The following is a 25,228-nucleotide window of genomic DNA, read 5'->3' as shown; positions in this document are numbered from 1 at the left end:
CGGGTGTTCCTTTCGTCTGGGGGCGTGATCGGTGGCGGTACGCGCGTCACCTGGTCGGGGACAGCGCGTCCAGGTACTCGTCTTCCGAGCGGGCGCCGGACAGCTCCGGGCCGTCGTCCACCCGCACCAGCGGCACCGACGTGACGCCTCGCTCCCGCACTGCGAGAAGGGCGGCGGCGACCTCGTCCGGTCCGGGACCGCTTCCGCCGGCCGTCACCGGCGTGACACCGGCGTCGGCGGCTAGTTCGTCCAGCGTGTCCGGATCTCCGATGTTGCGGCCCTCGCTGAAGTAGGCCCGGAACAGCCGTTCCGCGGCCGCCTCCGCCCGCCCCTGTCGTTGCGCCGTCGCCAGCAGCAGGTGGGCCCGGAACGTGTTGACGAAGACGGCCCGGCCGAAGTCGAGGCTGAGGCCGTCGCGGGCGGCGGTGCCGGTCATGCGCTGCACCATCTCCTCAGCAGCGGCACCGAAGTCCCGGCGGTGGCGCTCGGTCAGCGGCTCGCCCTCCTCGGGGGCCCCGGCGTCGATCTGGAACGGCCGGAACGTCACCTCGATCGTCCGGCCGTCCGCGCGCCGACGGGCGGCGGCCTTCTCGAAGCGGGTGAAGGCCAGGTACGAGTGCACGCAGATGAGGTCGAGGACGAACTCGACCCGCGTCGAGCGGTCGGCGTCAGCGGGCATGGGGAGATCCTTGGTCGAGTCGGGACGCGAGCACGTCGGCCCGGTCGGTGTCGGGTTCGGCGTCCGCGCGGGCACGACGCCGGGACGCGGCGAGGTAGCCGGCGGCGACGATCAGCGCGCCGGTCGCGATGATCAGGAACAGCGGCTGGATGCCGAGGCGGCTCACGGCCGGCTGGGTCACGATCGGCGCCAGGAACTGACCCAGGAACAGGGCGGTGGTCAGGAAGCCGGCGTACCGGCCACGGGAGTCCTCCGGCGCGGTGTTGACCACCCAGTTGTTCAGCGTCGGCATCAGGATGCCCAGACCGACGCCCATGACCAGGGTGCCCACGCCCAGCACGACGACGTGCGGGGCCGCGAACAGCACCAGATAACCGGCTCCGATCGCGGCGAAGGCCACGGCGACGAGCACGTACTCACCGGCCAGCCGCCGGATCGCGGCGAAGCGCAGCGACACCAGGCCGGTGGTCAGGGTCTGCACCGCGATGACCGCGCCGGTGGCGATCGAGGTCGCGTGGAAGTCGTTCTCCACCAGGAACGGCACCTGCACCGGTACCGAGTAGAACGCGACCTGACCGAGCAGCATCGCGACGAGCGCCGCGGTGATGCCCACCGGCCACCAGCGCCGGGCGGGGACGCCGGAGCCGGCGTCCCTGTCGGCGGAGCCGGGCGGGCGGGCACCACCGGGCAGGTAGCGCAGCGCGGCGACGGCGAGCACCGCGCCGAGCAGGTAGACCAGGAAGACGCTGCGCCAGCCCAGCCCGGCCAGCGCGCCACCGCCGACCAGCAGGAGCACTCCACCGAACGCCCCGGCGGAGGTCTGCCGGCCGAGCAACCGCTGCCGCTGGGACCCCTCGTAGAGGTCGGCCACCATGGCGACGCTGGTGGTCATCACGAGCGCGACCCCGAGGCCGAGCACGATCCGACCGACCAGGATGCTGTAGAGGTCGGACAGGTAGAACCCGGAGCTGCCGCCCAGGGCGAACGCGAGCATGCCGATGACCAGAGCCCGCTTCCGCCCGATCCGCTCGGACAGCGCGCCAGCGAACGGGGCGAACACCACGATCGCCAGCGCGTGGGTGCTGGTGATCATGCGGGACAGCAGGTCGGCGTCGGCCGTGTCGGCGAACGCGGCCCGGATGCCGGGAATGGCGGGTGACACGACCGCTCCCGCCATGATCGTCAGCATGCCCGCAAGGACCAGGACCGCTGCCTGCGCGCCCGGGGGCGGTCCCGCCGTCCGGCCGGGGCTGTCGGGAGGGTGCACGCCAGGCTCCTTTCCTCGGTTTCGCAGTGCAATCACGGACATTCACACCGTAGAAGCTGAACCAAGGATGAAGTCAAGTTCCGTCAGACCGGTGGTCGCTGGCCCCAGACCGAGAAGAGCAGGGTCGTGACATCCCGGGACGCCGGCGCCTCGATGGTGGCGACGAAGTCGGCCAGGTCCTGCGCGCTGACCCAGCCGTTGTCGACCAGCGGCTGGCCCTGCAGCTCAAGCCGGCGACGCATCAGCTCGTTCTCGTACTGCCCCTGACCGGGGCCGAGCGGCCGCAGGTGGAAGTCCACCCCGGCGAGCCCTTCGGCGGCCAGCCGGGCCGGCAGCCGGCGGGCGAACCGCATGTCAGCACCCTGTGCCCGGAACGCACGCAGGTAGGCCTCGATGACCCGGTGACCCAGCGGGGTGGCCGCGTCCTCGGCCGGCATGAAGTAGAAGTCCTCGACAAGCACCCAACCGCCCGGAGCCAGCCACCGCACGGCCCGGCTCAGCAGCTCGTCGGGGCTCTTGAGGACCGAGAACACCCCACGGGCCAGGATGAAGTCGAACGATCCGGGCGCGAACTGCTCGGTCTCGATGTCGCCCTGCCGCACCGTCACCCCGGGGACGCGCACGTCGTCGAGGCCATCGGTGTTGACGTCGACGGCGAGCACCGATCCCTGCGGAACCCGCGCGGCGAGCCATTTCGTCATCGAGCCGGCGCCGGCGCCGATGTCGAGGCAGCGGGCGCCGGGCCCGAGCGGCAACCGGCCGATCAACTCGGTCGTCAGGGGGTCGTAGTTACGCTCCCACAACGCCGCGAGGATGGCCTCGGCCTCCTGCGCCGTCGGTTGGGTCAACGTCATGGCTCACCTCTCCGGTCGGCCCGATCCGCCGGTGGCTGGCCCGACGGTGAGCTCGACGGCTCCCATCGGGCAGCAGTCCGCGACAGAACGGGCGGTTTCGAGTTCTTCCGGGCCGGTCAACCGGGCCTCGACGGCCACGGCATGACCGGCCGCAGTCAGCCGGAACAGCGCTGGCGACATCGCCTGGCACAGCCCGGTGCCGCGGCACAGCCGCGGGTTCACGTGCACGGTGGCTTCGGTCTCCCGGTCGCCGGAGATCACCGTTGCGTGCCCGTCGTCCGTACCGGCAGCGTGACCAGGCGGCGCATCGCCCAGTTCTCGATGTAGCGCAGGTCCTGCCGGGCAACGGCGAGGTCCAGCTGGGGGAACCGGCGGAACAGCGCCGGGATGGCGATCCGTCCCTCTAACCGGGCCAGCGCCGCACCGAGGCAGTTGTGCAGGCCGTGGCCGAGCCCGACGTGGCGCAGCCGGGTCCGGGTCAGATCGAGACGGTCCGGCTCGTCGAACTGGCGTGGGTCGCGGTTGGCCGACAGGAGGGCAGCGATCACCGGAGCGCCGGCCGGCAGCACCGTGCCCGCGAACGTGAGCTCCTCGGTCGTGACCCGGAACAGCGCCGTGCTGAGCGCGCCCTCGTACCGGAGCAGTTCCTCGACCGCCGATTCCTCGATGCCGGGCCGCTCGACCAGCAGGTCGCGCTGGTCCGGGTGGTCGAGCAGGGCGAGTGCCGCGTTGCCGACGAAGGCCCGGATGGTGTCGCTGCCGGCCAGGATCATGGCCGCGACGGTGGCGACGAGTTCCTCCTCGGAGAGCTGGTCCCCGTCCTCGCGCGCCTGCAGCAGCGCCGTGGTCAGGTCGTCGTCCGGCCGCCGGCGCTTCTCGGCGACCAGGTCGGCGGCGTAGTCACAGATCCGGGCGAAGCCCTCGGCGACCTGGGCCATCTGCGCGTCGTCGGACGGGAACGCCTGGGCGAGCGCCTGCACGAGTTGCTCGTGGCGGTCGATGCGCAGGCCCAGGATCTCGCCCATCACGGCGGACGAGACCGGCCCGGCGTAGTGCTCCATCACGTCGAACGAGCCGCGCGCCTCGCAACGGTCGAGCGCCGCCGCCACAGCCTTCTCGACAACGGTCTGCCACTGGGCGATCCGACTCGGCGTGAACGCGCTCATCACCAACCGCCGCAGGCGGGTGTGTGCCGGCGGGTCGACCACCGTGACCGCCTTCTCGAGCACACTGCCGGCCCCGCTGACCAGGCCCGCCGCCTGGAACTCCGGGTTGCCCCAGGTGCCGCCCTCGGAGCTGAACCGCTGGTCGGCCAGGAGCGTCCGCACGTCGTCGAAGCGGGTCACGATCCAGGTACGCACGCCGCCGACCGGGAACGCGAATTCGTGCACCGGCGAGGTGTCGCGCAGCCATCCGAGCGTCGGATAGGGGTCTTGGAAATACGTCGCACTGAACAGCGGAGCAGGCAAGGTATCCATTGTTTACGTCCCTCCGGAACCATTCGGACCGAGTCTGGTTGTCGACTCCGGCACCAGCAACGGCACCCGTGCCAGAGCCACGTCAAGAAATGCAAAGAATCGACAGGGCATACGCTGGCGGGCATGACGCAGATGTCCCCCATCGCCAAGGAGCTGACGGTCGGCGAGCTGGCCCGGCGCAGTGGCGTCTCCACCTCGGCCCTGCGCTTCTACGAACGCGAGGGGCTGATCCGCAGCCGTCGCACCCCGGGCAATCAGCGTCGCTACTCGCGCGACACGCTGCGCCGGGTGGCGTTCATCCGGGTGTCCCAGCGGGTCGGCATCCCGCTCACCGAGATCGCCGAGGCGCTGAGCATCCTGCCGACGGACCGGGCGCCCAGTCAGGAGCAGTGGGTGCAGTTGTCGGAGGAGTGGCGGACCGACCTCGACCGGCGCATCGCCCAGCTACTCAAACTGCGCGACGAGTTGATCGACTGCATCGGCTGCGGCTGCCTGACCCTGGAGAGGTGCGTCCTGGTCAACCCGTACGACGTGCTGGGCCGGCAGGGTGCCGGCCCGCGCCGCCTGCAGATCGAGTGAGGCGCTCCTCTACCGGTGGAGCCATCGCGGTCACCGTTGCGGGCTGATGTGGTGCCCCACCACCTCGTGCTCCACGGTGCACACGAAGTACTGCGGGGGTGCCAGCTCCAGCCGCGCGACCTCGGCCTGACCAGCACTGATGCGCGGATCGGCCATCCACGCCTCGTACGCGCTGCGCCCGGTCCACGCCGGATAGTTGACGAACGTCCGGCCGTCGGCGCTGAGGCAGACGTCGGCGGCGATGAACCCGGGATGATCGCGCTTCCACTGCCCGGAACGGTGCAGCAGGCCGAGCACCGCCGCCGCCGGTTCGGGGCCGGCGAAGTGTCGGATCGCGACCGCCGCCACCCGTGGGGGCTGGCCGACGGCTGGACCCTGGATTCCGCCGGCCGCGATGCCGGTCACGGTGACGGCCGTACGCACCGCCGCATGCCGGTACGGGGGGCCCGGCTCTCCGACCGCGGCGTCGTCGGGACACCAGAGGCGGTAGTTCCGCTCACTGGTCCACCGGGTGTGGTGCACCAACGTCGAGCCGTCGAGGGTCAGATGCACCCGGGAGAGCAGAAATCCGGGGGTGGTCCGCGCGCGGGCGTCCACGACGGCGGCCAGCGCGGCAACGACCTCCCCGGCGTCCGCCGGCTCGGCGAGGCGGAAGATGTCGAAGGCGGCGAAGTGTCCCATGTCCGCCCCGCTCAGCGGAACGCCGCAGCGTGCTCGTGCGCCCACTGGCGGAACGTCCGGGCGGGCTGCCCGGTCACCTCCGCCACCACGGTGGACCCGACCTCCGACTCCTTGGTCAGCATCGCGAAGTAGTCGAGGGCGCCGTCGGCGTACGACGGGGGCCAGCCGGTCGCCACCATCTGCCGCCGGGCCTCCTCGGCGTGTACGTCCTGCCACTGGAGCGGGCGACCGACGACCTCACCGATGATCTCGACCTGCTCGCGTTGGGTCAGCACCTCCGGGCCGGACACCAGATATCTACGGTGCTCGTGCCCGTCGTCGAGCAGCGCCCGTACCCCGACCGCAGCCAGGTCGGCCTCGTGCACGGAGGTGCGGGCGGCGTCCCCGTACGGGAAGCGGACCACCCGCCCGTCGCCGCGGATCTGCGCCGCGAAGCCCAGGGCGTTGGCCATGAAGCCGGTCGTGCGCAGAAAGGTCCAGGTCAGCGTGCTCTGCTCGAGGAGGTGCTCCAGGTAGGCGTGGCAGTTGTTGTCGACCGGCTCCAGTCCGATGTGGACGCCGACCGAGGAGACCACCACGACCCGGTCGACCTGCTGCTCCATCTTCTTCAGCACCGCCGGGGCGGTGGCGGTGCTGAGCGAGAAGAACGGCCACATCCAGAAGACGCCGTCCACTCCGTCCAGGGCCGCGTCGAGGCTGTCCGGGTCCGCCAGGTCGCCGGTGCACAGCTGCACGCCGGCGGGGAGGCGATCCACGTTCGGGTCGTCGGCGAGCACCAGCGCCCGCACCCGGGCGCCGGCCGCCAGCAACTGACTGACGGCGTGTGGGCCGACGTTGCCGGTCGCCCCCGTCACCAGCACGGTCCGTTGATCGTTCATCGCAGTTCTCCTTCTCGGTCCGAGGCCCGTGCGGCGGTGCGCCAGCTCCGCGGGCAGTACTGTTCCGCGATCAGCCCGTGCCGGTGCCAGCCCGCGGTCCGGTCACGGGACGCCGGGGCGGGAGCCGGGGAGGCGACGCGACGCGTCAGCAGGACCGCGACCACGGCGGCCAGTTCCTGCGGGCTCGGCTGTCCCCGCTCGACACGGACGTGGGTGGGGGTGCTTGCGGTGCTCATTGCGGCGGGTTGCCGTGCTTGCGCGACGGCCGGTCGCGGTGCTTGTCGCGCAGCATGGCCAACGCGCGGACGACGGTCTGCCGGGTCTGGCGCGGGTCGATCACGTCGTCGACCAGCCCGCGCTCGGCCGCGTAGTAGGGGTGCATGAGCTGGGTCCGGTACTCCTTGACCCTCTGCTGTCGTACCGCCTCCGGGTCGTCGGCGGCCTGGATCTCGCGCCGGAAGATGACGTTGGCCGCCCCCTCGGCGCCCATCACCGCGATCTCGTTGCCGGGCCAGGCGAAGGCGAGGTCAGCGCCGAGCGAGCGTGAGTCCATGACGATGTAGGCACCGCCGTACGCCTTGCGCAGCACGATCGAGATGCGCGGCACGGTGGCGTTGCAGTACGCGTACAGCAGCTTCGCCCCGTGCCGGATGATGCCGTCGTGCTCCTGGTCCACACCGGGCAGGAAGCCGGGCACGTCGACAAGAGTCACCAGCGGGATGTTGAACGCGTCGCAGAACTGCACGAACCGCGCCGCCTTCTCACTGGCATGGATGTCGAGCACGCCGGCGAGCACGGCCGGCTGGTTGGCGACGACGCCGGCGACCTCGCCGCCGAACCGCGTCAGCGCACACACGACGTTGCCGGCGAAGTCGGGATGCACCTCGAAGTACTCGCCGTCGTCGGCGATCTCCTCGATCACGGACCGGATGTCGTAACCGCGGCTGGGATCCTCGGGCACCAGGTCGAGCAGGCCGTCGTTGGGACGATCCCCGGGATCGTCGCAGGGCACCGCCGGTGCGAGCACGCGATTGTTGGACGGCAGCAGCGACAACAGATACCGGGTGTCCGCCAGGCAGGCGCGCTCGTCGTCGTACGCCAGGTGAGCGACCCCTGACGACCCGGCGTGCACGTCGGCGCCGCCGAGGCCGTCGTGGGTGATGACCTCGCCGGTGACCGCCTGCACGACGTCGGGGCCGGTGATGAACATCTGCGCGGTGCCGCGCACCATGAGCACGAAGTCGGTGAGCGCCGGCGAGTAGGCCGCCCCGCCCGCGCACGGCCCCAGCATGACGCTGAGCTGCGGGATGACGCCCGAAGCCCGGGTGTTGCGCTCGAAGATGCCGCCGTACCCGGCCAGCGCCGCGACCCCTTCCTGGATGCGGGCGCCGGCGCCGTCGTTGAGCGACACCAACGGGGCGCCAGCCGCCAGGGCCATGTCCATGATCTTGTGGATCTTGGTTGCGTGCGCCTCGCCGAGGGCACCGCCGAAGATGCGGAAGTCGTGGGCGTAGACGAAGACCGTGCGTCCGTGCACGGTGCCCCAGCCGGTCACCACACCGTCGGTGTACGGGCGTTTGTCCTCCAGACCGAAGCCGGTGGCCCGGTGCCGGCGCAGCGCCTCCACCTCGTGGAACGACCCCGGGTCGAGCAGCAGGTCGATACGTTCGTACGCGGTCAGCTTGCCCTTGGCGTGCTGGCGTTCGGTGGCCGCCGGGTCGGGGCCACGGCGGATCTCGTCCTTCATCCGGGAGAGCTCGTCCGCGCCCGGACGAACCGGATCGGTGGCGGTTGTCATACGGCTAACTCCTGTGCTCGGTACGGATGGGGGTGGGCAGGGGATATCCGGCGGCCCTGGCCGGTCGCAGCAGGCCCGTGACGGCAACCGCCACACCGAGCGAGCCGAGGGCGATCACGAGCCACAGCGCCTGCGGGGCGGACCAGCTCAGCAGGACGGCCACCGCCAACGGCACCACCACCGCGGCCGCCTGCACCGCGGTCTGGTACCGGCTCGTGGCCGCGGCGCGCTGCTCGGGCGGCACGGCGGTGGCCGTCTGCACGTTGAGGGCGGTGAAGCTCAGGGCGAACCCGATGCCCACGAGCAGCAGCGGGAGCAGCACCGCGGACGCGTCGACGGGCCCCGGCCGCAGGACCCGCCCGAACACCAGATAACCCAGACAGACGGTGACTGCCCCGGCCAGGATCGGCCAGCGGACACCGAACCGGTTGACCACCCGGCCCGAGAACGGTGCGGCCAGCGCGAGTGGCACGCTGACGGGCAGGAGCGCCACTGCCGTCCGCAGCGGCGACCAGCCCGCACTGCTCTGTAGCCACACCGTGGCCAGTAGCAGCAGACCCAGGTACGAGCCGTTGAGCGTGGCCGCCCCGGCCATCGCGCGCAGCAGCCCTGGCGCGGCGGCGACCGCACCCGCGCCGAGGCGTACCGGTGGGGGCGCGGCGACGTCCGGAAGGACGGCCAGCCCGAGCAGGAACAGCAGGAGCGCCGCCGGCGCCGGAGCGATGAGCGTCCAGCGCCAGTCCGCCGCGCCCACGGCCCCGGCCAACAGCAGCCCACCGGTGAAGCCGGTAGCGGCCACGATCGTGTAGACCGAGATCGCCCGGTCGCGCTCCCGGCCCGGCGGGAAGGCCGTGGCGATGATGGTGAGCCCTGCCGGTGCGGTCAGCGCCGCGCAGCACCCCTTGACCACGCGGGTGGCCACGATGAGCGGGAAGTCGGCGGACAGGCCACCGAGCACCGAGGCGGCGGCGAACAGCAACAGCGCGCCGAGGTACACCCGCCGTCGGCCGAACCGGTGCACGGCCCGGCCACCGAGCGGCAACAGCGCGGCGAAGCCGAGCGCGAACCCGGTGACCAGGGCCTGCACCTGCGTCACCGCCAGGTTCAGGGAGCGGCCGGCCGAGGGCAGCACCACGACCATCATCGACACCTCGAGAGAGTCGATGAGCATGGTGCCGGCCAGCACCAGCAGAAGAGCCCAGCGGGCAGAGGTTCGCATCGGAAGCTCCCGGAACGGAGGGCGGCGGGGCGGCTCAGCCGAGCAGCGTGCCCCCGGTCGCGTCGAGGAAGGCACCGGTCACCCAGCGGCCGTCCGGGGACGCCAGGAAGGCCACCACATCGGCCACGTCCTCCGGCTCGCCGACCCGTTGGAACGCCGACAGCTGCGCCATCTGCTCCACCGCCTCGGGGATGTCGAAAACCGGGTTGCCGTTGCGGGTGATGCCCGGCGCGACGCTGTTCACGGTGATGCCACGTGGTGCCAGGTGCTTCGCGAAGTGCAGGCTGAGCTGCTCGACCGCGCCCTTGGTCATCGCGTACGCGATCTCCGAGGGGTTGGCGACCCGGGTCAGCCCGGAGGAGATGTTGACGATGCGGCCACCGGCGGCGAGGTTGCGCAGGGCGCGCTGGATGAGGAAGAACGGCGCCTTGGCGTTGACCGCGAACAGCCTGTCGAACTGCTCGGACGTGGTCTCCTCGGGCGCCACCCCGCCCATCTGGCCGGCGTTGTTGACCAGGATGTCGAGTCGGGTGTCGCCGGTGCGCTCCTTGAGGCCTTCTTCCAGGGCGAGGAACAGCTCGTGGACGTCGCCGCTGACCCCGAGTTCGGCGCGGACAGCGAAAGCGCGACCGCCGTCCTTCTCGATGGTCGCGACGACCTCCTCGGCGGCGTCGGCGCGGGCGGTGTAGTGCACCGCGACGAGGGCCCCCTCGGCGGCCAGGCGCACCGCGATCGCGCGGCCGATACCCCGACTCGCACCGGTGACCAGGGCTGTCTTGCCAGCCAGTCGATCCATTGTGGTTCCTTCCGTGAGGTGATCGGGCGCGGACGGCCCGAACCAGCGTTCGAGGGCCTCGGTCAGCCCGGCGGTGCCGTCGGGTGCGGTCCAGGCAACGTGGCCGTCGGGCCGCACGAGCACCGGGTCCGGCAGACCAGGGGCCGCCTCGGTGGGGACCGCCTGGACGCGGTCCCGCCACCCGTGGACGGCCCGGACCAGACGGGCCTTTCGGTCGTCGTCGGACGCGGGGATCAGCAGCAGCCCTCGGCCGTCGCGCAGCAGTCGGGCCGAGGTGGTCGGGCCGGATGCGGTCCGCAGGGCGACGGGGGCCAGCCGGCCACCGAGCAGCGGTTGGTCATCCCTGTCAGCGCCGTAGCGCACGTCCAATCCGGAGATCGTGGCGGCCAGGTGCCGTCGGACCGGCTCGTAGGCAGCCAGCTCGGCGAGTACCTCCCGCACGGGCTCCACCTCGGGACCGCCGAGCAGCAGCGCCGCCTGCGCCTCGATGCCGGTGAGAACCCGGGCGGCGACCGCGTGCCGCTCGTCGTGGTAGGTCTCCAGCAGTCGCTCCGGGGCCCGGCCCCGCACCACCGCGGCCAGCTTCCAGCCGAGGTTGACAGCGTCGTGCACGCCCAGGTTCAACGCCTGTCCGCCGATCGGCATCTGCTGGTGGGCCGCGTCCCCGGCGAGCAGCACCCGGCCCCGCCGGTATCGGGCTGCCAACCGGCAGGCGTCACCGAAGGCGTTCACCCACAACGGCGTGCCACCGCTGATGTCCTCGCCGGTCACCGCCTGCCAGTCGGCACAGACCTCGGCGAAGTCGGGCGCGTCCCGCCGGCCGGTGTCCCGCCGGTCGAAGACGTGCACCATCACCCGGGTCACCCCGTCGCGGGAACGCGCCGCGATCGCCAGCCCGGCCGGGAGACGCTGGAACCGGCGGTTCGGGATGTCGATGCCGGCCACGTCGGCCCGGATCATCTCCCGCGCGGTGCCGTGACCAGGGAAGTCGATCCCGGCCAGGCGGCGGACGGTGCTGTCCTCACCGTCGCAGCCGACGACGTAACGGGCGCGCACGGTCGCGGTGCCGGCGGGACCGGTGACGACGGCCTCCACCGTGCCGGCCCGCTCGGTCAACCCGACGAGCTCGCGGCTCCGCGCGACGTGCGCGCCGAGGTCACCGGCCCACTCCCCGAGAATCGCCTCGGTCCGGGTCTGCGGCACCTTCCACTGCCCGGGGTACGGCGTGTCCAGGTCCAGGCTCAGCGGGATGCCACTGAGGTGGCCCATCACGTCGTTGGGCAACGTGCCGAAGCGGGCCAGCAGGCCCCGGTTGTCCAGCAGCTCCATCGTGCGGGCGTGCAGGGTCGAGGCCCGGGATTCGCTGGTCGGCGCGGGCAGCCGGTCGACGACCGCCACCTCGACGCCGGCGAGCCGCAGTTCCCCGGCCAGCATGAGCCCGACCGGGCCGGCGCCGACGACGAGCACCTCGCACTCCCGTCCGGGGGTGGCCATGGTCAGCGCTTCTTCTCGGCGTAATCCTTGGCGTGCCCCAGGGTCGCCCGGCTGTTCGCGCTCAGCGCCTCGCGGACGTACGTCCGGGCGTCGTCGACTGTCGCGTCCTCGCCCAGCACCCGGGCGATGGCGGCCGGGTTGAGGACGACCGTGTGCTGCGAGGTGGCGGTCACGCCCTGGTCGTCGTCGGTGAACGTCCACACGCCCGTGTGGAGGGTCATCAGCGCGGGCAGAGTCACCTGCTTGTAGGCGATCCGGTGGTACGGCAGCGTCACCCGGTACGACTTGGTGGTGTGCGTGGAGCCGTCCCGCGCCCGCGTGTCCATCTCGAGCACCTGCAGCCCGGGAGTGTCCTCGGTGAGCGTGACCCGGGCGACGTGCGGCAACCGCTGCTCCCACAACCCGGCCTCGTTGATGAAGTCGTAGACGTCCTTGGCCGAGCCGTCGACGCGGACCGTGTCCTCGAACGAGAACGACAGTCCGGCGTCGGCGACCGTCGCCTCGACGCTGGCCCGTAGCGCGGCCAGTTCGGAGCGCGAGTTGCGGTCCACGGCCTCGTCGATCCAGCGCAGCGAGTCCGGCTCGTCGTCGACCGCGCGGTAGTCGTGCAGCAGTCGGATGCGGCAGCGGGTGGTGGTCAGCGGCTCGATCTTCCAGGTGCCGCCCATGGCGGCCACCGGCGGCGCCGAGATTTCCTGGCGGAATCCGATCGTCAGCCGTTCGGGGTCCAGGGTCCGGCGCGAGGTCCAGGTCTTGGCGGTGTTGTTGGCGGTCGCCCAGATCCTGATCCGCTCCGCACCGTCGCCGGCCTCCACCTGCTCGGCGTAGATGGTCGGCGGGAAGAGCCGCGGCCAGTTCCCGACCTGGGCGATCAGGTCGTAGACGGTGGACGCCGGGGCCTCGGCGACGATCTCGTGCTCTACCTGACGGGTGGTCATGTCGTCCTCCGTGGCTCAGAAGTTGCCCAGGCCGCCGCAGACGTTCAGGGCCTGGGAGGTGATCGAGGAGGCGGTGTCCGAGACCAGGTATCCGACCAGCCCGGCGACCTCCTCGGGGGTGGAGTAGCGCCCGAGCGGGATCTTCGCCTCGAACCTGCTGAGGATCGCGTCCTCGGTGGTGTCGTACGCGGCCGCGTAGCCCTGGCGCACCCGTTGGGCCATCGGGGTCTCCACGTAGCCCGGGCAGACCGCGTTGACCGTGATGCCGGTAGGCGCCAGCTCGTTTCCCAGCGCCTTGGTGAACCCGACCACCCCGTGCTTGGACGCCGAGTACGGGGCGCCGAGCACCACGCCCTGCTTACCGGCGGTGGAGGCGATGTTGATGATGCGGCCCCACGACCGGTCGCGCAGACCCCCGGTGGTGAGGACCTCCCGGGTCATCCGGAAGACGCTGGTGAGGTTCGTCTCCACGACGTCCTCCCACAGCTCGTCGGTGATGTCGGCGGTGACACCGCCACCGCTGCGCCCGGCGTTGTTGACGAGCACGTCGACCGGGCCGAAGTGGGCGACCGCGGCCCGCACGAACGCCCCTACCGACTCCCCGGAGCGCACGTCCAGCGCGCTGCCGCCGACGGTGTGACCCTGCTCGGTCAGCTGCTTGACCGTGGTGGCGACGTTCTCCGCGTTGCGGGCGCCGAGGTAGACCCGGTGGCCCTGCGCGGCCAGGCTACGGGCGATCGCGAGGCCGATACCGCTTGTCGCGCCCGAGACGAGCACGACGCGCTGCTGCTGCGACATGGTGGTTCCTTTCGCGGGCGGGTGGGTCAGGCGAGCTGGGCGTTGACGACGTCGAGCAGCGCCCGTGGGGTCTCGGCCTCGACCACCACGGCGTCGTCGAGGGCGACGTGGTACTCGCGCTCGATGCGCCCGGCCGTCTCGAGCAGGGCGAGCGAGTCGTAGCCGAGCTCGATGAAGGTGTGGTCGAGGATCTCCGCGTCGAGGTCGGTGCCCTCGTCGGCGCCGGCCGCCTCGCGCAGGATGCGCCGCAGGTCGTCCAGATTGATCTGCAAGATGTCCTCCGTCGTGCGGGAGCTGGCCCGGCGGGCCGGCTCTGAGCGGGAAGAAGATCAGGAAGCGACGGCCCGGACGACCATCGCGGCGTTGAAGCCGCCGTGGCCGCGGGCGAGCACCAGGGCGGCACGCACCAGCGCCGGACGCGGTTCCCCGATGACCAGATCGAGCCGGTACTCCGTGGCCGGCGTGACGTTGATCGTGGGCGGAATCCGGCCCTCGGCGATGGCGAGCACGGCCGTCGCCAGGTCGAGCGGTGCCGCGCCGGAGTTGAGCCGCCCGGTCATGGTCTTGGGGACGGTGACCGGGACACCCCGGGGGCCGAAGACGGCGGTGATCGCGTCCGCCTCGGCGCGATCCTCGGCCGGCAGTCCGGAGGCGTCGGCGAAGACCACGTCGATGTCGGCGGGAGCGGCCCCGGCGTCGGCCAGGGCGAGGTCGATCGCGTGGCGCAGGTTCGGCCCGCGACCGCTGCCCGGCGGCGGATCGAGCGCGGCACCGTACCCGGCGATCTCGCCGTAGATCCGAGCACCGCGCCGCCGGGCCGCGCCGAGGTCCTCGAGAATCAGCACGGCGCCACCCTCGCCGGGCACCTGCCCGCACGCGTCCGCGTCGAACGGCCGGTAGGCGCGGTCGGGATCAGGCTCGGTGCTCAGGCGGCCACCGGCGATCTGGGCCACCCACCCCCACGGGCACACCGAGGCGTCGATGCTGCCGGTGACCAGGACCGGGGTGCCGCGGCGAATCTGCCGGCGGGCGTGGGCCAGCGCGTCCAGCCCGCCCGCCTGGTCGCTCACGACCACGCCGCTGGGGCCCTTCATGCCGTTGCGGATCGAGATCTGGCCACTGTTGACGGCATAGAACCAGGCAAAGGACTGGTACGCGCTGACGTGCTGGCTGCCCTTGCTCCACAGCTTCCGCAGTTCGTTCTGACCGAACTCGAAGCCGCCGGCCGAGCTGGCCGTCACCACACCCATGTCGTAGTCGTCGAACTCCTCCGGGCGGACGCCGGCGTCGGCGAGCGCCCAGTCCGTGGCGGTGAGGGCGATCCGGGTCATCCGGTCGGTCTGCGGCAGCAGCCGGCTGGGCAGGTGCTCCTCGGCGGTGTAGCCGGTGATCTGGCCGGCGAGCCGGGTCGGGTAGCGGCGTGCGTCGAACCGTTCGATGGTGCTGATCGCGTTCTCGCCCCGCAGGGTGGCGTCCCAGTGCCGCTCGGCGCCCAGACCGGTGGGCGCGGCGACGCCGAGGCCGGTGATCACCGCGGTCGCACTCATGCCCGCCCCCGATCCGGCCTGGTGAGCACCATCGCGGTCTGGAAGCCGCCGAAGCCGCTGCCGACGGTCAGGACGGTGTCGATGCGCTGGTCGCGGGCGGTCACGGGCACGTAGTCGAGGTCGCACTCCGGGTCGGGGGTGCGCAGGTTGGCCGTGGGCGGGACGACGCTGTGCTCCATGGCCAGGGCCGATGCGGCGATCTCGATGGAACCGATGGCGCCCAGCGAATGGCCGACCATCGACTTGATCGAGCTGACCGGCGTCCGGTACGCGTGGTCGCCCAGGCTGCGCTTGAAGGCGGCCGTCTCGTGCCGGTCGTTCTGTTTGGTGCCGGAGCCGTGCGCGTTGACGTAGTCGACGGCAGTGGCGTCCAGCCGCGCCTCGTCGAGCGCCACCCGGATCGCCTCGGCCATCTCGGCGCCGTCGGGCCGCAGGCCGGTCATGTGGAACGCGTTGCACCGCGAGGCGTAGCCGGCGATCTCGGCGTAGAGGTGCGCCCGCCGTCGCCGGGCACTGCTCAGCTCCTCCAGTACGAAGATCGCCGAGCCCTCGCCGAGCACGAACCCGTTACGGGTGCCGTCGAACGGGCGGGACGCGTGCTCCGGGTCGTCGTTGCGCGGTGTCGTGGCTTTGATCGCGTCGAAGCAGGCGAGCGTGATCGGTGAGATCGGCGCATCGGTCGCCCCGGCGATCATGACGTCGGCGGAGCCCTCCCGGATCAACTCGACCGCGTAGGCGACCGCGTCCAGTCCGGACGTGCAGCCGGTGGACACCACCGTGCCCGGTCCCTCGGCGCCCACCGACCAGGCCACCTCGGCGGCGAACGAGCTGGGCACGAAGTAGTTGTAGAGGTGCGGCACCGCGTACTCGTGCTCGACGAGATCCAGCCGTCCGCCGTCGCTGACCACCCGGTACTCCTGGTCGAGTCCCATCGTGGCCCCGACCGCGCTGCCCACGGTGACGCCGATGCGGTGCGGGTCGAGTTCGGACAGTTCCAGCCCGCTGTCCGTGACGGCCTCCCGCGCGGCCACCACGGCCAGTTGGGCGGCGCGGTCCATGCGGCGGATCTGCTGCGGGCTCAGGCCGTGCGCCTCCGGATCGAAGTCGATCTCGGCCGCGACCCGGGACCGGAAGGGCGCCGGGTCGAAGGACGTGATGCCGCGGGTGGCCGTACGGCCCTCACTGAGCAGGCTCCAGAAGTTCTTCGCGCCGAGGCCACCGGGCGCGAGCACGCCGATGCCGGTGATCACCACACGCCGCTGGCTCATGCCGAGGCCTCCCACCGGTAGAAGCGCGTGGCCATCGCGTCGGCCGGCGAGCGCCAGGTGGCCGGGTCGAAGGCCTGGATGTACGGCTTGAGGTCGGTGCTGATCGCGACGAACCGGGGGTCCGTCTTGGCCTCCTCGATCCGCCGGTCGCCCTCCTCGGACGCGAAGTCCTGGAGGTGGAAGTAGAGCCCGCGGTAGGTGAACAGCTGCCGTCGCCGGGTACCCATCAGATGCGGCATCTCGGTGCGGTCGAACGCGCCGAACGCCTCGGCGACGGCGTCGGAGCTGCCCGGGTCCATCCGGGCGACGATGAGCGTGCTGTACATGTCTCCTCCTGGCTGTTCCTGATGACTGCCGGCGATGCCGTGGCGGGTCATCGCGACGGGCCGAACCAGCGGTCCAGGGCCGCCGGCAGGTCACTGTGGCTGCCGGGCGCGGCCCAGGCGACGTAGCCGTCCGGCCGGACCAGCACCGCCGTACTGCCGGCGAGCCGCCGGATGTCGGCCTGCCCGGCAGGGGTCGCGGTGACGATGTCGACCCGGTCCCGCCAGCCTGCGGCCCGGCGGCGCAGAGCGGCGTTGTCCTCGGTGTCCAGCAGCACGCCCCGGCCTCCGTGCAACGCTGCGGTGCTGCTGGCCACGTCGCCGACGAGCGCCACGTGCGGCATCCGTGCGCCGAGCAACGGGTTGGTGCCGCCACCGACGTCGTACCGGATCTCGAGGCCGCTGACCATGCCGGCCAGATGCCGGCTGACCTCCGGGTACCTGATGAGTTCGGTGATGACATCGCGCAGCGGTTGGACCTCGGGGCCGCTGAGGAACAGCAGGCCCTGGGCCCGGGTGTTCATCAACAGCCGTCGACCCACCGGGTGCCGCTCGTCGTGGTAGGTGTCCAGCAGGCGTTCGGGCGCGCGGCCGCGGACCACCGCGGCCAGTTTCCAGCCCAGGTTCACCGTGTCCTGGATGCTGGCGTTCATACCCTGGCCACCAGCCGGCAGGTGGATGTGCGCGGCGTCGCCGGCCAGCAGGACCCGACCCTTGCGGTAACGCGTGACCTGCCTGGTGGCGTCGCCGAACGCGCTGACCCACACCGGCTCGCCGTGCGAGATGTCGTCGCCGGTCAGCCGTTTCCAGGCGGAGGCGACCTCGTCGTACTCGGGCGGGGCGGTACGCCGCTGCGGAGGCGCGCCGCGCTCGCAGACGATCAGCCGGGTGACGCCGCCGGGCAGCGGGCCGACCATCACCATCCCACCCGGGAGCGTCTCACCGATCATGCGCGGGGCAAGGTCGAGGCCCTTGACGTCCGCCAGGAACATCTCCATCGTGGCGGGCGTGCCGGGGAAGTCGAACCCGGCCGCCTTACGGACCGTGCTGCGGCCGCCGTCGCAGCCCACCAGGTAGCGCGCGCTCAGCCGCTGCTCCCCGTCGGGTCCGCGGACCTGGGCCGTCACCACGTCGCCCTCGTCGGCGATCGCGGTGACCTCCCAACCTCGGCGGATGTCCGCCCCGAGCCCGACGGCCCACTCCTCGAGCACGCTCTCGGTGTGCGACTGCGGCACGGTCTTGGCAGCCTGGTGCGCGCCGTCGAGCAGCCCGAAGTCGATCGGCAGGCCGCCGAAGTGGCCCTGGTTGCTGATGTCGACGTCGCCGAAGCGGCTCAGCAGGCCGCGCTGGTCGAACACCTCCATCGTGCGTGCGGTGAACCCGAGCCCTCGGGACTCCCCGGTGCGCGCCGCGAGCCGTTCGAGGACGGTCACGGGGACCCCGGCCAGCCGCAGTTCCCCGGCCAGCATCAGCCCCGCGGGACCGGCGCCCACGACAATTACTTCGGGATCCATGCATGCTCCCTCATCGGTTGATGAATATCGGGCAAGAATGGTGAGAGCGACTATTCGTGACGCCATTTCATCGTCACCAGACCGACCGCGTGGGTCAACGGGAACATGTGCAGATAACTGCAAGGTCGCGTCGGCGAATGCAAACTGCCCCGGACCGCTCAGTCCACGACGCGGCAGATCGCGGCGCCGGTCGCGATCGCGTCCCCGACGGTGGCCCGCAGATCGCATACGACCCCAGCCCGGTGCGCGGTCACCGGCTGTTCCATCTTCATCGCCTCGAGGACGACCAGTACCTCCCCCGGCGTGACGGCTTGGCCGTCGGCCACCGCGACCTTGACGACCGTGCCCTGCATGGGCGCGGTCACCGCGTCGCCGGACCCGGCCCGGCTCGCGGGGCGGTCCTGGCCTCGCCGCACCCGGACCGCCCCGGCCGCGACCGGCGCCGCGGCGCCGACCGGTGCCGCCGGCAGCGTCACCTCCAGCCGCCGGCCCTCCACCTCGACCACCACCGTCTCGCGGTCCGGCGGCTCGGCGGCCTCGACGCCGCCCGCGTACGGCGGGATGTCGTTCGCGAAATCCGTCTCGATCCACCGGGTGTGCACGGTGAACGGCCGGTCGGAGCCGGTCAGTTCGGGGGCGAAGGCCGGGTCGGCGACGACCCGACGATGGAACGGGATGACCGTGGGCAGGCCCGTCACCTCGAACTCGGCGAGCGCTCGCGCCGCCCGCTGCAGCACCTCGGCGCGCGTGCGCCCGGTGACGATCAGCTTGGCCAGCAGCGAGTCCCAGGCCGGCCCGATCACGGTGCCGGTCTGCACCCCGCTGTCCAGACGCACGCCGGGCCCGGAAGGCGGCGCGAACCGGGTGATCGTGCCCGGCGCGGGCAGGAAGTTGCGGCCCGCGTCCTCGCCGTTGATCCGGAACTCCATGGCGTGCCCGTGCGGGACCGGGTCGTCGTAGCCGAGCGGCTCCCCCTCGGCAATCCGCAGTTGCTCCCGGACCAGGTCGATGCCGGTCACCTCCTCGGTCACCGGATGCTCCACCTGCAGCCGCGTGTTGACCTCGAGGAACGAGACGGCGCCGTCGGCGCCGACGAGGAACTCCACGGTGCCCGCGCCGACGTAGCCGGCCTCGCGCAGGATCGCCTTCGACGACTCCCGGAGCTGCGTGACCTGCGCGTCGGAGAGGAACGGCGCCGGCGCCTCCTCGACCAGCTTCTGGTGCCGTCGCTGCAGCGAGCAGTCCCGGGTGGACACCACGACCACGCCGCCGTGCCGGTCGGCCAGACACTGGGTCTCCACGTGCCGGGGCCGGGGCAGATAACGTTCGACGAAGCACTCCCCGCGCCCGAACGCGACGACGGCCTCACGAACCGCCGACTCGTACAGCTCGGGTACCTCGTTTAGCGTGTGCGCCACCTTGAGGCCACGACCGCCGCCGCCGAAGGCCGCCTTCACCGCGATCGGCAGCCCGTGCTCGGTGGCGAACCGCAGCACGTCGTCGACGCCGGTCACCGGGCCTGGGGTGCCCGCCACCAGCGGGGCCCCGACCTGTTGCGCGACCTGCCGCGCGGTCACCTTGTCGCCGAGCCGGCGAATCGCCTCGGGCGGTGGGCCGATCCAGGTCAGCCCGGCGTCCACCACGGCCTGGGCGAAGTCCGCGTTCTCGGACAGGAACCCGTATCCGGGATGGACGGCGTCGGCGTCGCACTCCCGCGCGACGGCGAGGATCTTGTCGGCGTCGAGATAGGTGGTGGCCGGGACGTCCCCGCGCAGCACGTACGCCTCGTCGGCGCAGCGCACGTGCGGAGCGTCGCGGTCGGGGTCGGCGTAGACGGCGACCCCCGTACGGCCGGCGTCCCGGCAGGCCCGCAGCACCCGGACGGCGATCTCACCGCGATTCGCGACAAGAATCTTGCGCAGCATCGGCACAGTCCTTTCTCAGGGAATTCCGCGTCTCTGCATCGAGCAATTTACGGGCGCAGCCGAAGCGCGCATGATTGCGTCGGAAAGGGTTGGCGGTACTCTCCATAATGCTCACCCACGGGTAGCCCGTCAAGGCGGAGAAGTTCCGGCCCAAATCTGTGTCAGACCTTTGCAAAGTATGTGTTGGCCCGAAGCTGCGGTGACACTATTTCCCCGGAACGACACCGCACGACGAGGCAAGGGAGCGAGCATGCGGGTGCTTCTCGCCGAGCGGGCCGAGGCCCCCGGCATGGCCCACAGCCTGCGCCGGCAGGGGTATGACGTGCACCGCGTCACGACCGGCACCGAAACCGTACGAGATTCGCGCCGGGCCGACGTCGTCGTGCTCGACCTCGACCTGCCGGACCGGGACGGCCTGCGGCTGTGCGCGGACATCCGAGCCGCCAGCGATGTGCCCATGCTGGCGCTGAGCAGCGATCGCACCGAGGCCACCCGGGTCGGGGCGCTGCGGGCGGGCGCCGACGACTGCATCGACAAGCCGTACGGATTCCGCGAGCTGGTCGCGCGGGTGGAGGCCATCGTCCGCCGCGCCAGCGCCAGTATGAGCGGAGCCGGACCGGTTCCGCTCACCGTTCCCGATCAGCGGCTGCGTCTCGACCCGGTGACCCGGCAGGCACGCATCGGCGACCGCGACCTCGGTCTGACCGGCAAGGAGTTCGATCTGCTGCAACTTCTGGTCGCCCGGGCCGGCACGGTCGTTCCCCGCGACGAGATCATGGCCCGGGTCTGGGCCGACCCGTGGAACCGGCGCAGTCGCACGGTCGACACACACGTCGGCAGCCTCCGACGCAAACTCGGCCACGACGACTGGATCGTCACGATGCGCGGCGTCGGCTTCCGCTTCGCCGTGCTGCGGACCGGGTAGTTACGACAGGCTCGGCGCGGGCCGTCCGGGCCTGCCCTGGTGACGCGTGCTCGTCAGAACCGGTCCCGGGTGCCCAGCAGGACGTTGTGTGCGGTACGCCGCCAGGGCGCGAGTTCGGCGTCGACCTCCGGCCAACGGATGTCGTCGACACCGAGGGCCCCGTCAACCTCGGGCAGAGCCTCGATCAGCCGCATCCGCTGGTCTTCGCCGGGGTGGGTGCTCCACAGATCGGTGGTTCGCCGGCTGACCTGGCGGGCCAGCGGCACCTCAGGAGCCAGGCGCTGCTGGGCCTCGGCGGCCATGGCCTCCAGTTGCTCGGCGTCGATGCGCGGCGCGAGATGCCACAGGTCCTGCCAGATGCGGTCGGCGACCAGGACCGTCTCGCAGGACCGGAGGAAGGCCGCGCTGCCGGCGACGCGGCGGGCCACCAGATCGGCCCGATATTCGGCGCGGCGGCTGTCGGGCATCGCCACGCTGTCGACGAGCAGCTGCGCGGTCGCGCCGGCGACGTTCACCAGGGCGACGATCCCATGGACGATCATCCCGAAGAGGACGACGCCGGCGCCTCCCTCCACGGCCAGCGATTCGGTCGAGTGAATGGCCCGCCGCCACGGGTTCCGCCCGCCGGTCGCGGCTACCGCCCGGGCACCGAACGTTCTCGCCAGCAGGGTCCTGCGTACCCGCAGTGGATCGCCGTTGGCGAGGTGACCCAGTTCGTGGGCCAGAAGCGCAAGCCGGGCCGGCCGCGACAGCATCACCCACAGGGGAATCCCGATCACGAGCACCGACCGCTGGCGCCAGCCCAGCCGCGCCACACCGGCGTTGATGCCGAAGTCCGCACAGATCACGTCGGGAACCGGTGTGCCGGCGGCATCCGCGACCTCCCGGACCAGACGGTGCAACTGCGGGGCGTCGCCCTCGGCGATCACGCCGTGCCTGGGCACCCGCCCGAACGACGGCTTGACCAGCAGCAGGACGAGCACAGCGGGGACCGCCAGAGCCAGCCGCACCCCCGGCGGCAGGCCGCTCGCCACGACGAGCCAGACGAGGTAGCCCACCGCCGCCACGCCCAGCAGGCCCAGCGCCACGGAGACCGCCAACAGCCAGGCCTCACCCGGCGACGTCCCAGTCGGGCGCGCGTCCGGGTCGGCCAGCAGGTCCCGCTGCGTCGCCCGGTCCACCTCCAGCCCGCGCCGGAACCCCCACCGTCCGACAACCGTCGTGCCGCGCCACGGAGACAGGGCGGGGTCGTACACGTCCAGGTTCCAGAGACACGCAGGGCACCAGGCCTGCGTCAGCGCATCCAGCAGGACCAGCTCGCCAGCACAGGCCGGGCACCTGGTCGGCGTCGTCGTCGTGGTCGGCACGAGGGTGGAGTGTAGAGCGCCGTCGCTGGTTCACGGACGTGGTCCACACTCTGGGCGACGGCTATGGTTTGGGCATGCACGATCGACGCAGCCCTCGCCGCGTCGGCGAGCGGGCGCCGCTGCCGACGATGCTGCTGCTCGCCGTGCTCGTACTGGTGCTCTCGGCTACCCGGTCGATCGGGCTGTGCATCGTGTTCCGTTCCGCACGGCGGGCGACCCCCGGTTGTGTGCCCGCCTGGTCTGCGGATCGTGCTCCCCCGCGCCGTGCGCTGGGCCTCGCCTGATCCACTCGCCTCGGCACGCGCCGGTCCTTCTGGTGCCGCCCGGCCAGCCGCCATGGCCGGCCGCGCTGTCACCGTGCCCGCTGCGCGAATGTGCCGTCCTGCTCGCTGGAGTACCCATGATTGTCGAACTGACCCCGCTGCCCGGCATCGGGGTACGCCGCATGTTCACCACCGCCGACGGCCGCCGCGTGGGCGTGGTCACGCACCATCCGGGCGGCCGGCGAGATCTCGTGTACGAGTCACCTGACGACCCGGACGCCACCTGCTCCCTGACCCTGACCCGCTCCGAGGCCGTGACCCCTGCCGGATTCCTGGGAATCCTCGACGTCGTCACCGTGGCGGAGTCAGCTCCTGCGTGACGGCCCGGTGGGGCTGCCGTGCCCGGCGCGGCACGGCAGCCCCACCGCAGGTCAGCCGTTCTGCTTCGCCTGGCAGGACACGCAGTACTGCGCGTGCGGGAGGATTTCGAGCCGCTCAGCAGGGATGTTCTGGCGACACTTCGTGCAGGCACCGTAGGTGCCGTCGCTGATGCGGCTCAGCGCGGCGGTGATCTGCTCGATGTTGCGGCGGGTGGCCATCAGCAGTGCGGCCCGGTTGTGGGCCTCGCTCGGGTCGCCGGTGTCCGCGTTGAGCTCGGTCAGTTCCCGCAGCCGAGCCGTCTGCGTGGCAAAGTCTTCGGCCAGGGAGGCTCGTAGATCAGCCAGCCAGCCCTGGTTCACAGTTCGATGATCGACGCTCATGGTCTACCTCTGCCTTCGGGGAAAAAGAAAAGGGCCGAAGCTTGGAAGCTTCGCCCTGGCGGTCGTTTCGTGCTGCAACGATTCCGCGGGGGGCCTCGGCCGGTACGCTCCGGGCTCGACAGCCGGGACGTGGGCGTGATGTGCACCCGGACAACGGGCACCCGCAACCCCACCATCGGCAACGCCGCCGTCGCCTCGTGGGCAGCCGCGATTGCCGCCACACCGGTGACGGCAGGAGAGCGGAACGTCACGAGGGACATGTCCCCACCATAGGCGGCACCTGCGGCAATGCCAACGCCTGCGCCGAGGCCCCGCTCCTGCCACGATCGATCTCGGGTCACTCCCCCGGCGCGAGCAGCCGGTCGTCGGTGGCGTCGCGGACCGTGATCGCCTCCACCGGGCACGAGTCGGCCGCGTCGAGGACGACCTCGGCCGGGTCGACGACGTCGGCCAACGGCGCGGACAGGCCACCGACCAGGCGGAAGTACTCGGGCGCGGTACCGGCGCAGATGCTCGTGCCGATGCAGCGACCCGCGTCCACCCCGATCCGCCAGGCGGTGCTCACCACGCCACCGGCATGCCGAGCAGACCCCGCACCAACATGCCGCGCTTCCACTCCAGCTCGGCCTCCGGTACGGCGAGCCGCAGTCCGGGCAGACGGGTCACGAGGGTGGCGACGGCGACCTGCAACTCCATGCGGGCCAGCTGCGCGCCGACGCAGTGGTGTACGCCGTGCCCGAAGCCCAGGTGCGGATTGTGCTCGCGGCCGAAATCCAAGCGGTCCGGGTCGGCGAAGACGGTGCTGTCCCGATTCGCCGAGGACAGTGAGCCGAGAACCGGCTCACCGGCCTTGACCAGCACCCCGCCGACCTCGACGTCCTCCTTGGCGTACCGGGCGAAGGACGAACCGACACCGAGCGGCACGTACCGCAACAACTCCTCGACCGCGGCCGGGACCAGCGACGGATCGGCCCGCAGCCGAGCGAGCTGGTCCGGATTGTGCAGCAGGACGTAGACGAAGTTGGGGATCTGGGTCACCGTGGTCTCGTGGCCGGCCGCGAGCAGACCTCCGGCCAACTCCACCAGCTCGGTCTCGCTGAGCCGATCCTGATTCTCGTCGCGGGCCCGCACCAACGCTCCGAGCAGGTCGTCGATCCCCGGGTCGCGGCGGCGCTCGGCGACCAGACCACCGATGTAGCCCCAGAGACTGTTCAGGTATTCCTGGATCGTCTCCAGGGGCAGCGACGTGGTCGAGACGATCGCCTCCGACCAGGTGTGGAAACGGTCGCGGTCGGCGTACGGGACCCCGAGCAGCTCGCAGATCACCTGGATCGGCAGCGGCGTGGCGACGTGCTCCACCAGGTCGGCCGGTGGCCCGAGCTGGACCATGTCGTCCACCAGCGCGTTCGCGATCTCCTGCGCCCGGGGTCGTAGCGCCTCCACCCGACGCGCCGTGAACGCCTTCGCCACCAGTCGGCGCAGCCGGGTGTGGTCGGGCGGGTCCATGGTCAGCATGCCGCTGTACTGCTGGCGCTGGGTGAGCCTGGGCTCGTCGCGCTGGACGGCCGGGGCCCGGCCGAACCGCACGTCGCCGAGGACCGTACGGACGTCCTCGTACCGGGTCGCGAGCCACGCCTCCTCGCCGTAGGGGAGCTTGACCCGGGTCATCGGCTCTGTCTCGCGCAGCTCGCCGTAGGTGGGATCGACGACGAGGCGGTCGGGCACACTGAACGGGTACGCCCGCGCGGGCGGAACGGTTCGACTCTCGGTGGTCTGCGCGCTCTCGGTCATCCGGCTTCCCTTCGTCGAGGCGGCGCGATCCACAGGCCCGTGCCCGATTCGTGGCGACGTCGGATCGCCGGCGTCCGGGGCCCGC

27 protein-coding genes are annotated in these 25,228 nt (G+C 71.7%); 4 read left to right on the top strand and 23 right to left on the bottom strand.

The window, feature by feature from the left end; genetic code table 11:
- Positions 1 to 46: 46 nt before the first annotated feature.
- The 5 genes from ABZU91_RS08690 to ABZU91_RS08670 form a co-directional block, all read right to left on the bottom strand.
- Entirely contained in the window at positions 47 to 679 is a 633-nt protein-coding gene (locus ABZU91_RS08690) for a DsbA family oxidoreductase (RefSeq protein ID WP_355236050.1), read from the bottom strand.
- The gene (locus tag ABZU91_RS08685) at positions 669 to 1,946 is read right to left on the bottom strand and encodes an MFS transporter (protein WP_355236047.1); all 1,278 of its coding nucleotides are present in this window, start codon (positions 1,944 to 1,946) and stop codon (positions 669 to 671) included. The genes ABZU91_RS08690 and ABZU91_RS08685 overlap by 11 nt, the downstream gene beginning before the upstream one ends.
- Positions 1,947 to 2,029: 83 nt before the next feature.
- Entirely contained in the window at positions 2,030 to 2,800 is a 771-nt protein-coding gene (locus ABZU91_RS08680) for a class I SAM-dependent methyltransferase (RefSeq protein ID WP_355236044.1), read from the bottom strand.
- A gap of 3 nt (positions 2,801 to 2,803) precedes the next feature.
- Entirely contained in the window at positions 2,804 to 3,061 is a 258-nt protein-coding gene (locus ABZU91_RS08675; RefSeq protein ID WP_355236041.1) for a ferredoxin, read from the bottom strand.
- Complete coding sequence (locus tag ABZU91_RS08670; RefSeq protein ID WP_355236038.1) at positions 3,058 to 4,278, bottom strand: cytochrome P450; 1,221 nt, start codon at positions 4,276 to 4,278, stop codon at positions 3,058 to 3,060. Before ABZU91_RS08670 ends, ABZU91_RS08675 begins: the two co-directional genes overlap by 4 nt.
- 132 nt (positions 4,279 to 4,410) lie before the next feature.
- Between ABZU91_RS08670 and soxR the strand changes: the two genes are divergently transcribed.
- The gene (soxR, locus tag ABZU91_RS08665; RefSeq protein ID WP_355236350.1) at positions 4,411 to 4,857 is read left to right on the top strand and encodes a redox-sensitive transcriptional activator SoxR; all 447 of its coding nucleotides are present in this window, start codon (positions 4,411 to 4,413) and stop codon (positions 4,855 to 4,857) included.
- Between the two features lie 30 nt (positions 4,858 to 4,887).
- On the opposite strand, the gene ABZU91_RS08660 is transcribed toward soxR, so the two are convergent.
- The 14 genes from ABZU91_RS08660 to ABZU91_RS08595 form a co-directional block, all read right to left on the bottom strand.
- The gene (locus ABZU91_RS08660; RefSeq protein WP_355236035.1) at positions 4,888 to 5,538 is read right to left on the bottom strand and encodes an antibiotic biosynthesis monooxygenase; all 651 of its coding nucleotides are present in this window, start codon (positions 5,536 to 5,538) and stop codon (positions 4,888 to 4,890) included.
- A gap of 11 nt (positions 5,539 to 5,549) precedes the next feature.
- Positions 5,550 to 6,416: an NAD(P)H-binding protein gene (locus tag ABZU91_RS08655; protein WP_355236032.1), complete on the bottom strand. Its 867-nt coding sequence runs from the start codon at positions 6,414 to 6,416 to the stop codon at positions 5,550 to 5,552.
- Positions 6,413 to 6,652 (bottom strand): acyl-CoA carboxylase subunit epsilon, encoded by a 240-nt coding sequence (locus ABZU91_RS08650; RefSeq protein ID WP_355236029.1) that lies wholly within the window; start codon positions 6,650 to 6,652, stop codon positions 6,413 to 6,415. Before ABZU91_RS08650 ends, ABZU91_RS08655 begins: the two co-directional genes overlap by 4 nt.
- Positions 6,649 to 8,214, bottom strand: coding sequence for an acyl-CoA carboxylase subunit beta (locus tag ABZU91_RS08645; RefSeq protein WP_355236026.1), 1,566 nt, complete (start codon positions 8,212 to 8,214; stop codon positions 6,649 to 6,651). The genes ABZU91_RS08650 and ABZU91_RS08645 overlap by 4 nt, the downstream gene beginning before the upstream one ends.
- Positions 8,215 to 8,218: 4 nt before the next feature.
- A complete protein-coding gene (locus ABZU91_RS08640) occupies positions 8,219 to 9,433 on the bottom strand; it encodes an MFS transporter (protein ID WP_355236023.1) in 1,215 nt (404 codons plus the stop codon).
- Between the two features lie 34 nt (positions 9,434 to 9,467).
- The gene (locus ABZU91_RS08635) at positions 9,468 to 11,723 is read right to left on the bottom strand and encodes an SDR family oxidoreductase (RefSeq protein ID WP_355236020.1); all 2,256 of its coding nucleotides are present in this window, start codon (positions 11,721 to 11,723) and stop codon (positions 9,468 to 9,470) included.
- Positions 11,724 to 11,725: 2 nt separating this feature from the next.
- Positions 11,726 to 12,661, bottom strand: a complete 936-nt coding sequence (locus ABZU91_RS08630) for an aromatase/cyclase (RefSeq protein ID WP_355236017.1) — start codon at positions 12,659 to 12,661, stop codon at positions 11,726 to 11,728.
- A 15-nt stretch (positions 12,662 to 12,676) separates the two neighbouring features.
- Complete coding sequence (gene fabG / locus ABZU91_RS08625; RefSeq protein WP_355236014.1) at positions 12,677 to 13,459, bottom strand: 3-oxoacyl-ACP reductase FabG; 783 nt, start codon at positions 13,457 to 13,459, stop codon at positions 12,677 to 12,679.
- Positions 13,460 to 13,485: 26 nt separating this feature from the next.
- Positions 13,486 to 13,734 (bottom strand): acyl carrier protein, encoded by a 249-nt coding sequence (locus ABZU91_RS08620; protein WP_355236348.1) that lies wholly within the window; start codon positions 13,732 to 13,734, stop codon positions 13,486 to 13,488.
- Between the two features lie 54 nt (positions 13,735 to 13,788).
- A complete protein-coding gene (locus ABZU91_RS08615) occupies positions 13,789 to 15,006 on the bottom strand; it encodes a ketosynthase chain-length factor (RefSeq protein ID WP_355236011.1) in 1,218 nt (405 codons plus the stop codon).
- Positions 15,003 to 16,274, bottom strand: a complete 1,272-nt coding sequence (locus ABZU91_RS08610) for a beta-ketoacyl-[acyl-carrier-protein] synthase family protein (protein WP_355236008.1) — start codon at positions 16,272 to 16,274, stop codon at positions 15,003 to 15,005. Before ABZU91_RS08610 ends, ABZU91_RS08615 begins: the two co-directional genes overlap by 4 nt.
- A complete protein-coding gene (locus ABZU91_RS08605) occupies positions 16,271 to 16,600 on the bottom strand; it encodes a TcmI family type II polyketide cyclase (protein ID WP_355236005.1) in 330 nt (109 codons plus the stop codon). The genes ABZU91_RS08610 and ABZU91_RS08605 overlap by 4 nt, the downstream gene beginning before the upstream one ends.
- A gap of 47 nt (positions 16,601 to 16,647) precedes the next feature.
- On the bottom strand, positions 16,648 to 18,111 hold the full coding sequence (locus tag ABZU91_RS08600) for an FAD-dependent monooxygenase (protein WP_355236002.1): 1,464 nt from the start codon (positions 18,109 to 18,111) through the stop codon (positions 16,648 to 16,650).
- Between the two features lie 158 nt (positions 18,112 to 18,269).
- Positions 18,270 to 20,033: a biotin carboxylase N-terminal domain-containing protein gene (locus ABZU91_RS08595; protein ID WP_355236345.1), complete on the bottom strand. Its 1,764-nt coding sequence runs from the start codon at positions 20,031 to 20,033 to the stop codon at positions 18,270 to 18,272.
- 253 nt (positions 20,034 to 20,286) lie between these two features.
- On the opposite strand from ABZU91_RS08595, the gene ABZU91_RS08590 reads away from it, so the two are divergent.
- Positions 20,287 to 20,961 carry a response regulator transcription factor gene (locus tag ABZU91_RS08590; RefSeq protein ID WP_355235999.1) on the top strand — a complete coding sequence of 225 codons (675 nt, stop codon included), beginning with the start codon at positions 20,287 to 20,289 and terminating at the stop codon, positions 20,959 to 20,961.
- 53 nt (positions 20,962 to 21,014) lie between these two features.
- Here the strand turns inward: ABZU91_RS08590 and ABZU91_RS08585 are convergent, their stop codons facing one another.
- A complete protein-coding gene (locus ABZU91_RS08585) occupies positions 21,015 to 22,328 on the bottom strand; it encodes a M48 family metallopeptidase (protein ID WP_355235996.1) in 1,314 nt (437 codons plus the stop codon).
- Between the two features lie 74 nt (positions 22,329 to 22,402).
- Between ABZU91_RS08585 and ABZU91_RS08580 the strand changes: the two genes are divergently transcribed.
- Complete coding sequence (locus ABZU91_RS08580; RefSeq protein ID WP_355235993.1) at positions 22,403 to 22,612, top strand: hypothetical protein; 210 nt, start codon at positions 22,403 to 22,405, stop codon at positions 22,610 to 22,612.
- Between the two features lie 116 nt (positions 22,613 to 22,728).
- Positions 22,729 to 22,971 (top strand): potassium transporter TrkA, encoded by a 243-nt coding sequence (locus ABZU91_RS08575; RefSeq protein WP_355235991.1) that lies wholly within the window; start codon positions 22,729 to 22,731, stop codon positions 22,969 to 22,971.
- 51 nt (positions 22,972 to 23,022) lie between these two features.
- Here ABZU91_RS08575 and ABZU91_RS08570 read toward each other — a convergent pair whose 3' ends face one another.
- The 3 genes from ABZU91_RS08570 to ABZU91_RS08560 all read right to left on the bottom strand — a co-directional run bounded on the left by ABZU91_RS08570 (position 23,023) and on the right by ABZU91_RS08560 (position 25,143).
- A complete protein-coding gene (locus tag ABZU91_RS08570) occupies positions 23,023 to 23,352 on the bottom strand; it encodes a TraR/DksA C4-type zinc finger protein (RefSeq protein WP_355235988.1) in 330 nt (109 codons plus the stop codon).
- 337 nt (positions 23,353 to 23,689) lie between these two features.
- Positions 23,690 to 23,917, bottom strand: coding sequence for a ferredoxin (locus ABZU91_RS08565; RefSeq protein WP_355235985.1), 228 nt, complete (start codon positions 23,915 to 23,917; stop codon positions 23,690 to 23,692).
- Positions 23,914 to 25,143, bottom strand: coding sequence for a cytochrome P450 (locus ABZU91_RS08560; protein ID WP_355235982.1), 1,230 nt, complete (start codon positions 25,141 to 25,143; stop codon positions 23,914 to 23,916). The genes ABZU91_RS08565 and ABZU91_RS08560 overlap by 4 nt, the downstream gene beginning before the upstream one ends.
- Between the last annotated feature and the right edge of the window lie 85 nt (positions 25,144 to 25,228).

Source organism: Micromonospora sp. NPDC005174 (assembly GCF_040608495.1).
Taxonomy (GTDB): Bacteria; Actinomycetota; Actinomycetes; order Mycobacteriales; family Micromonosporaceae; genus Micromonospora.
Note: the sequence above shows the minus strand (reverse complement) of the source record. Positions and strands in the feature narration are given on the sequence as shown.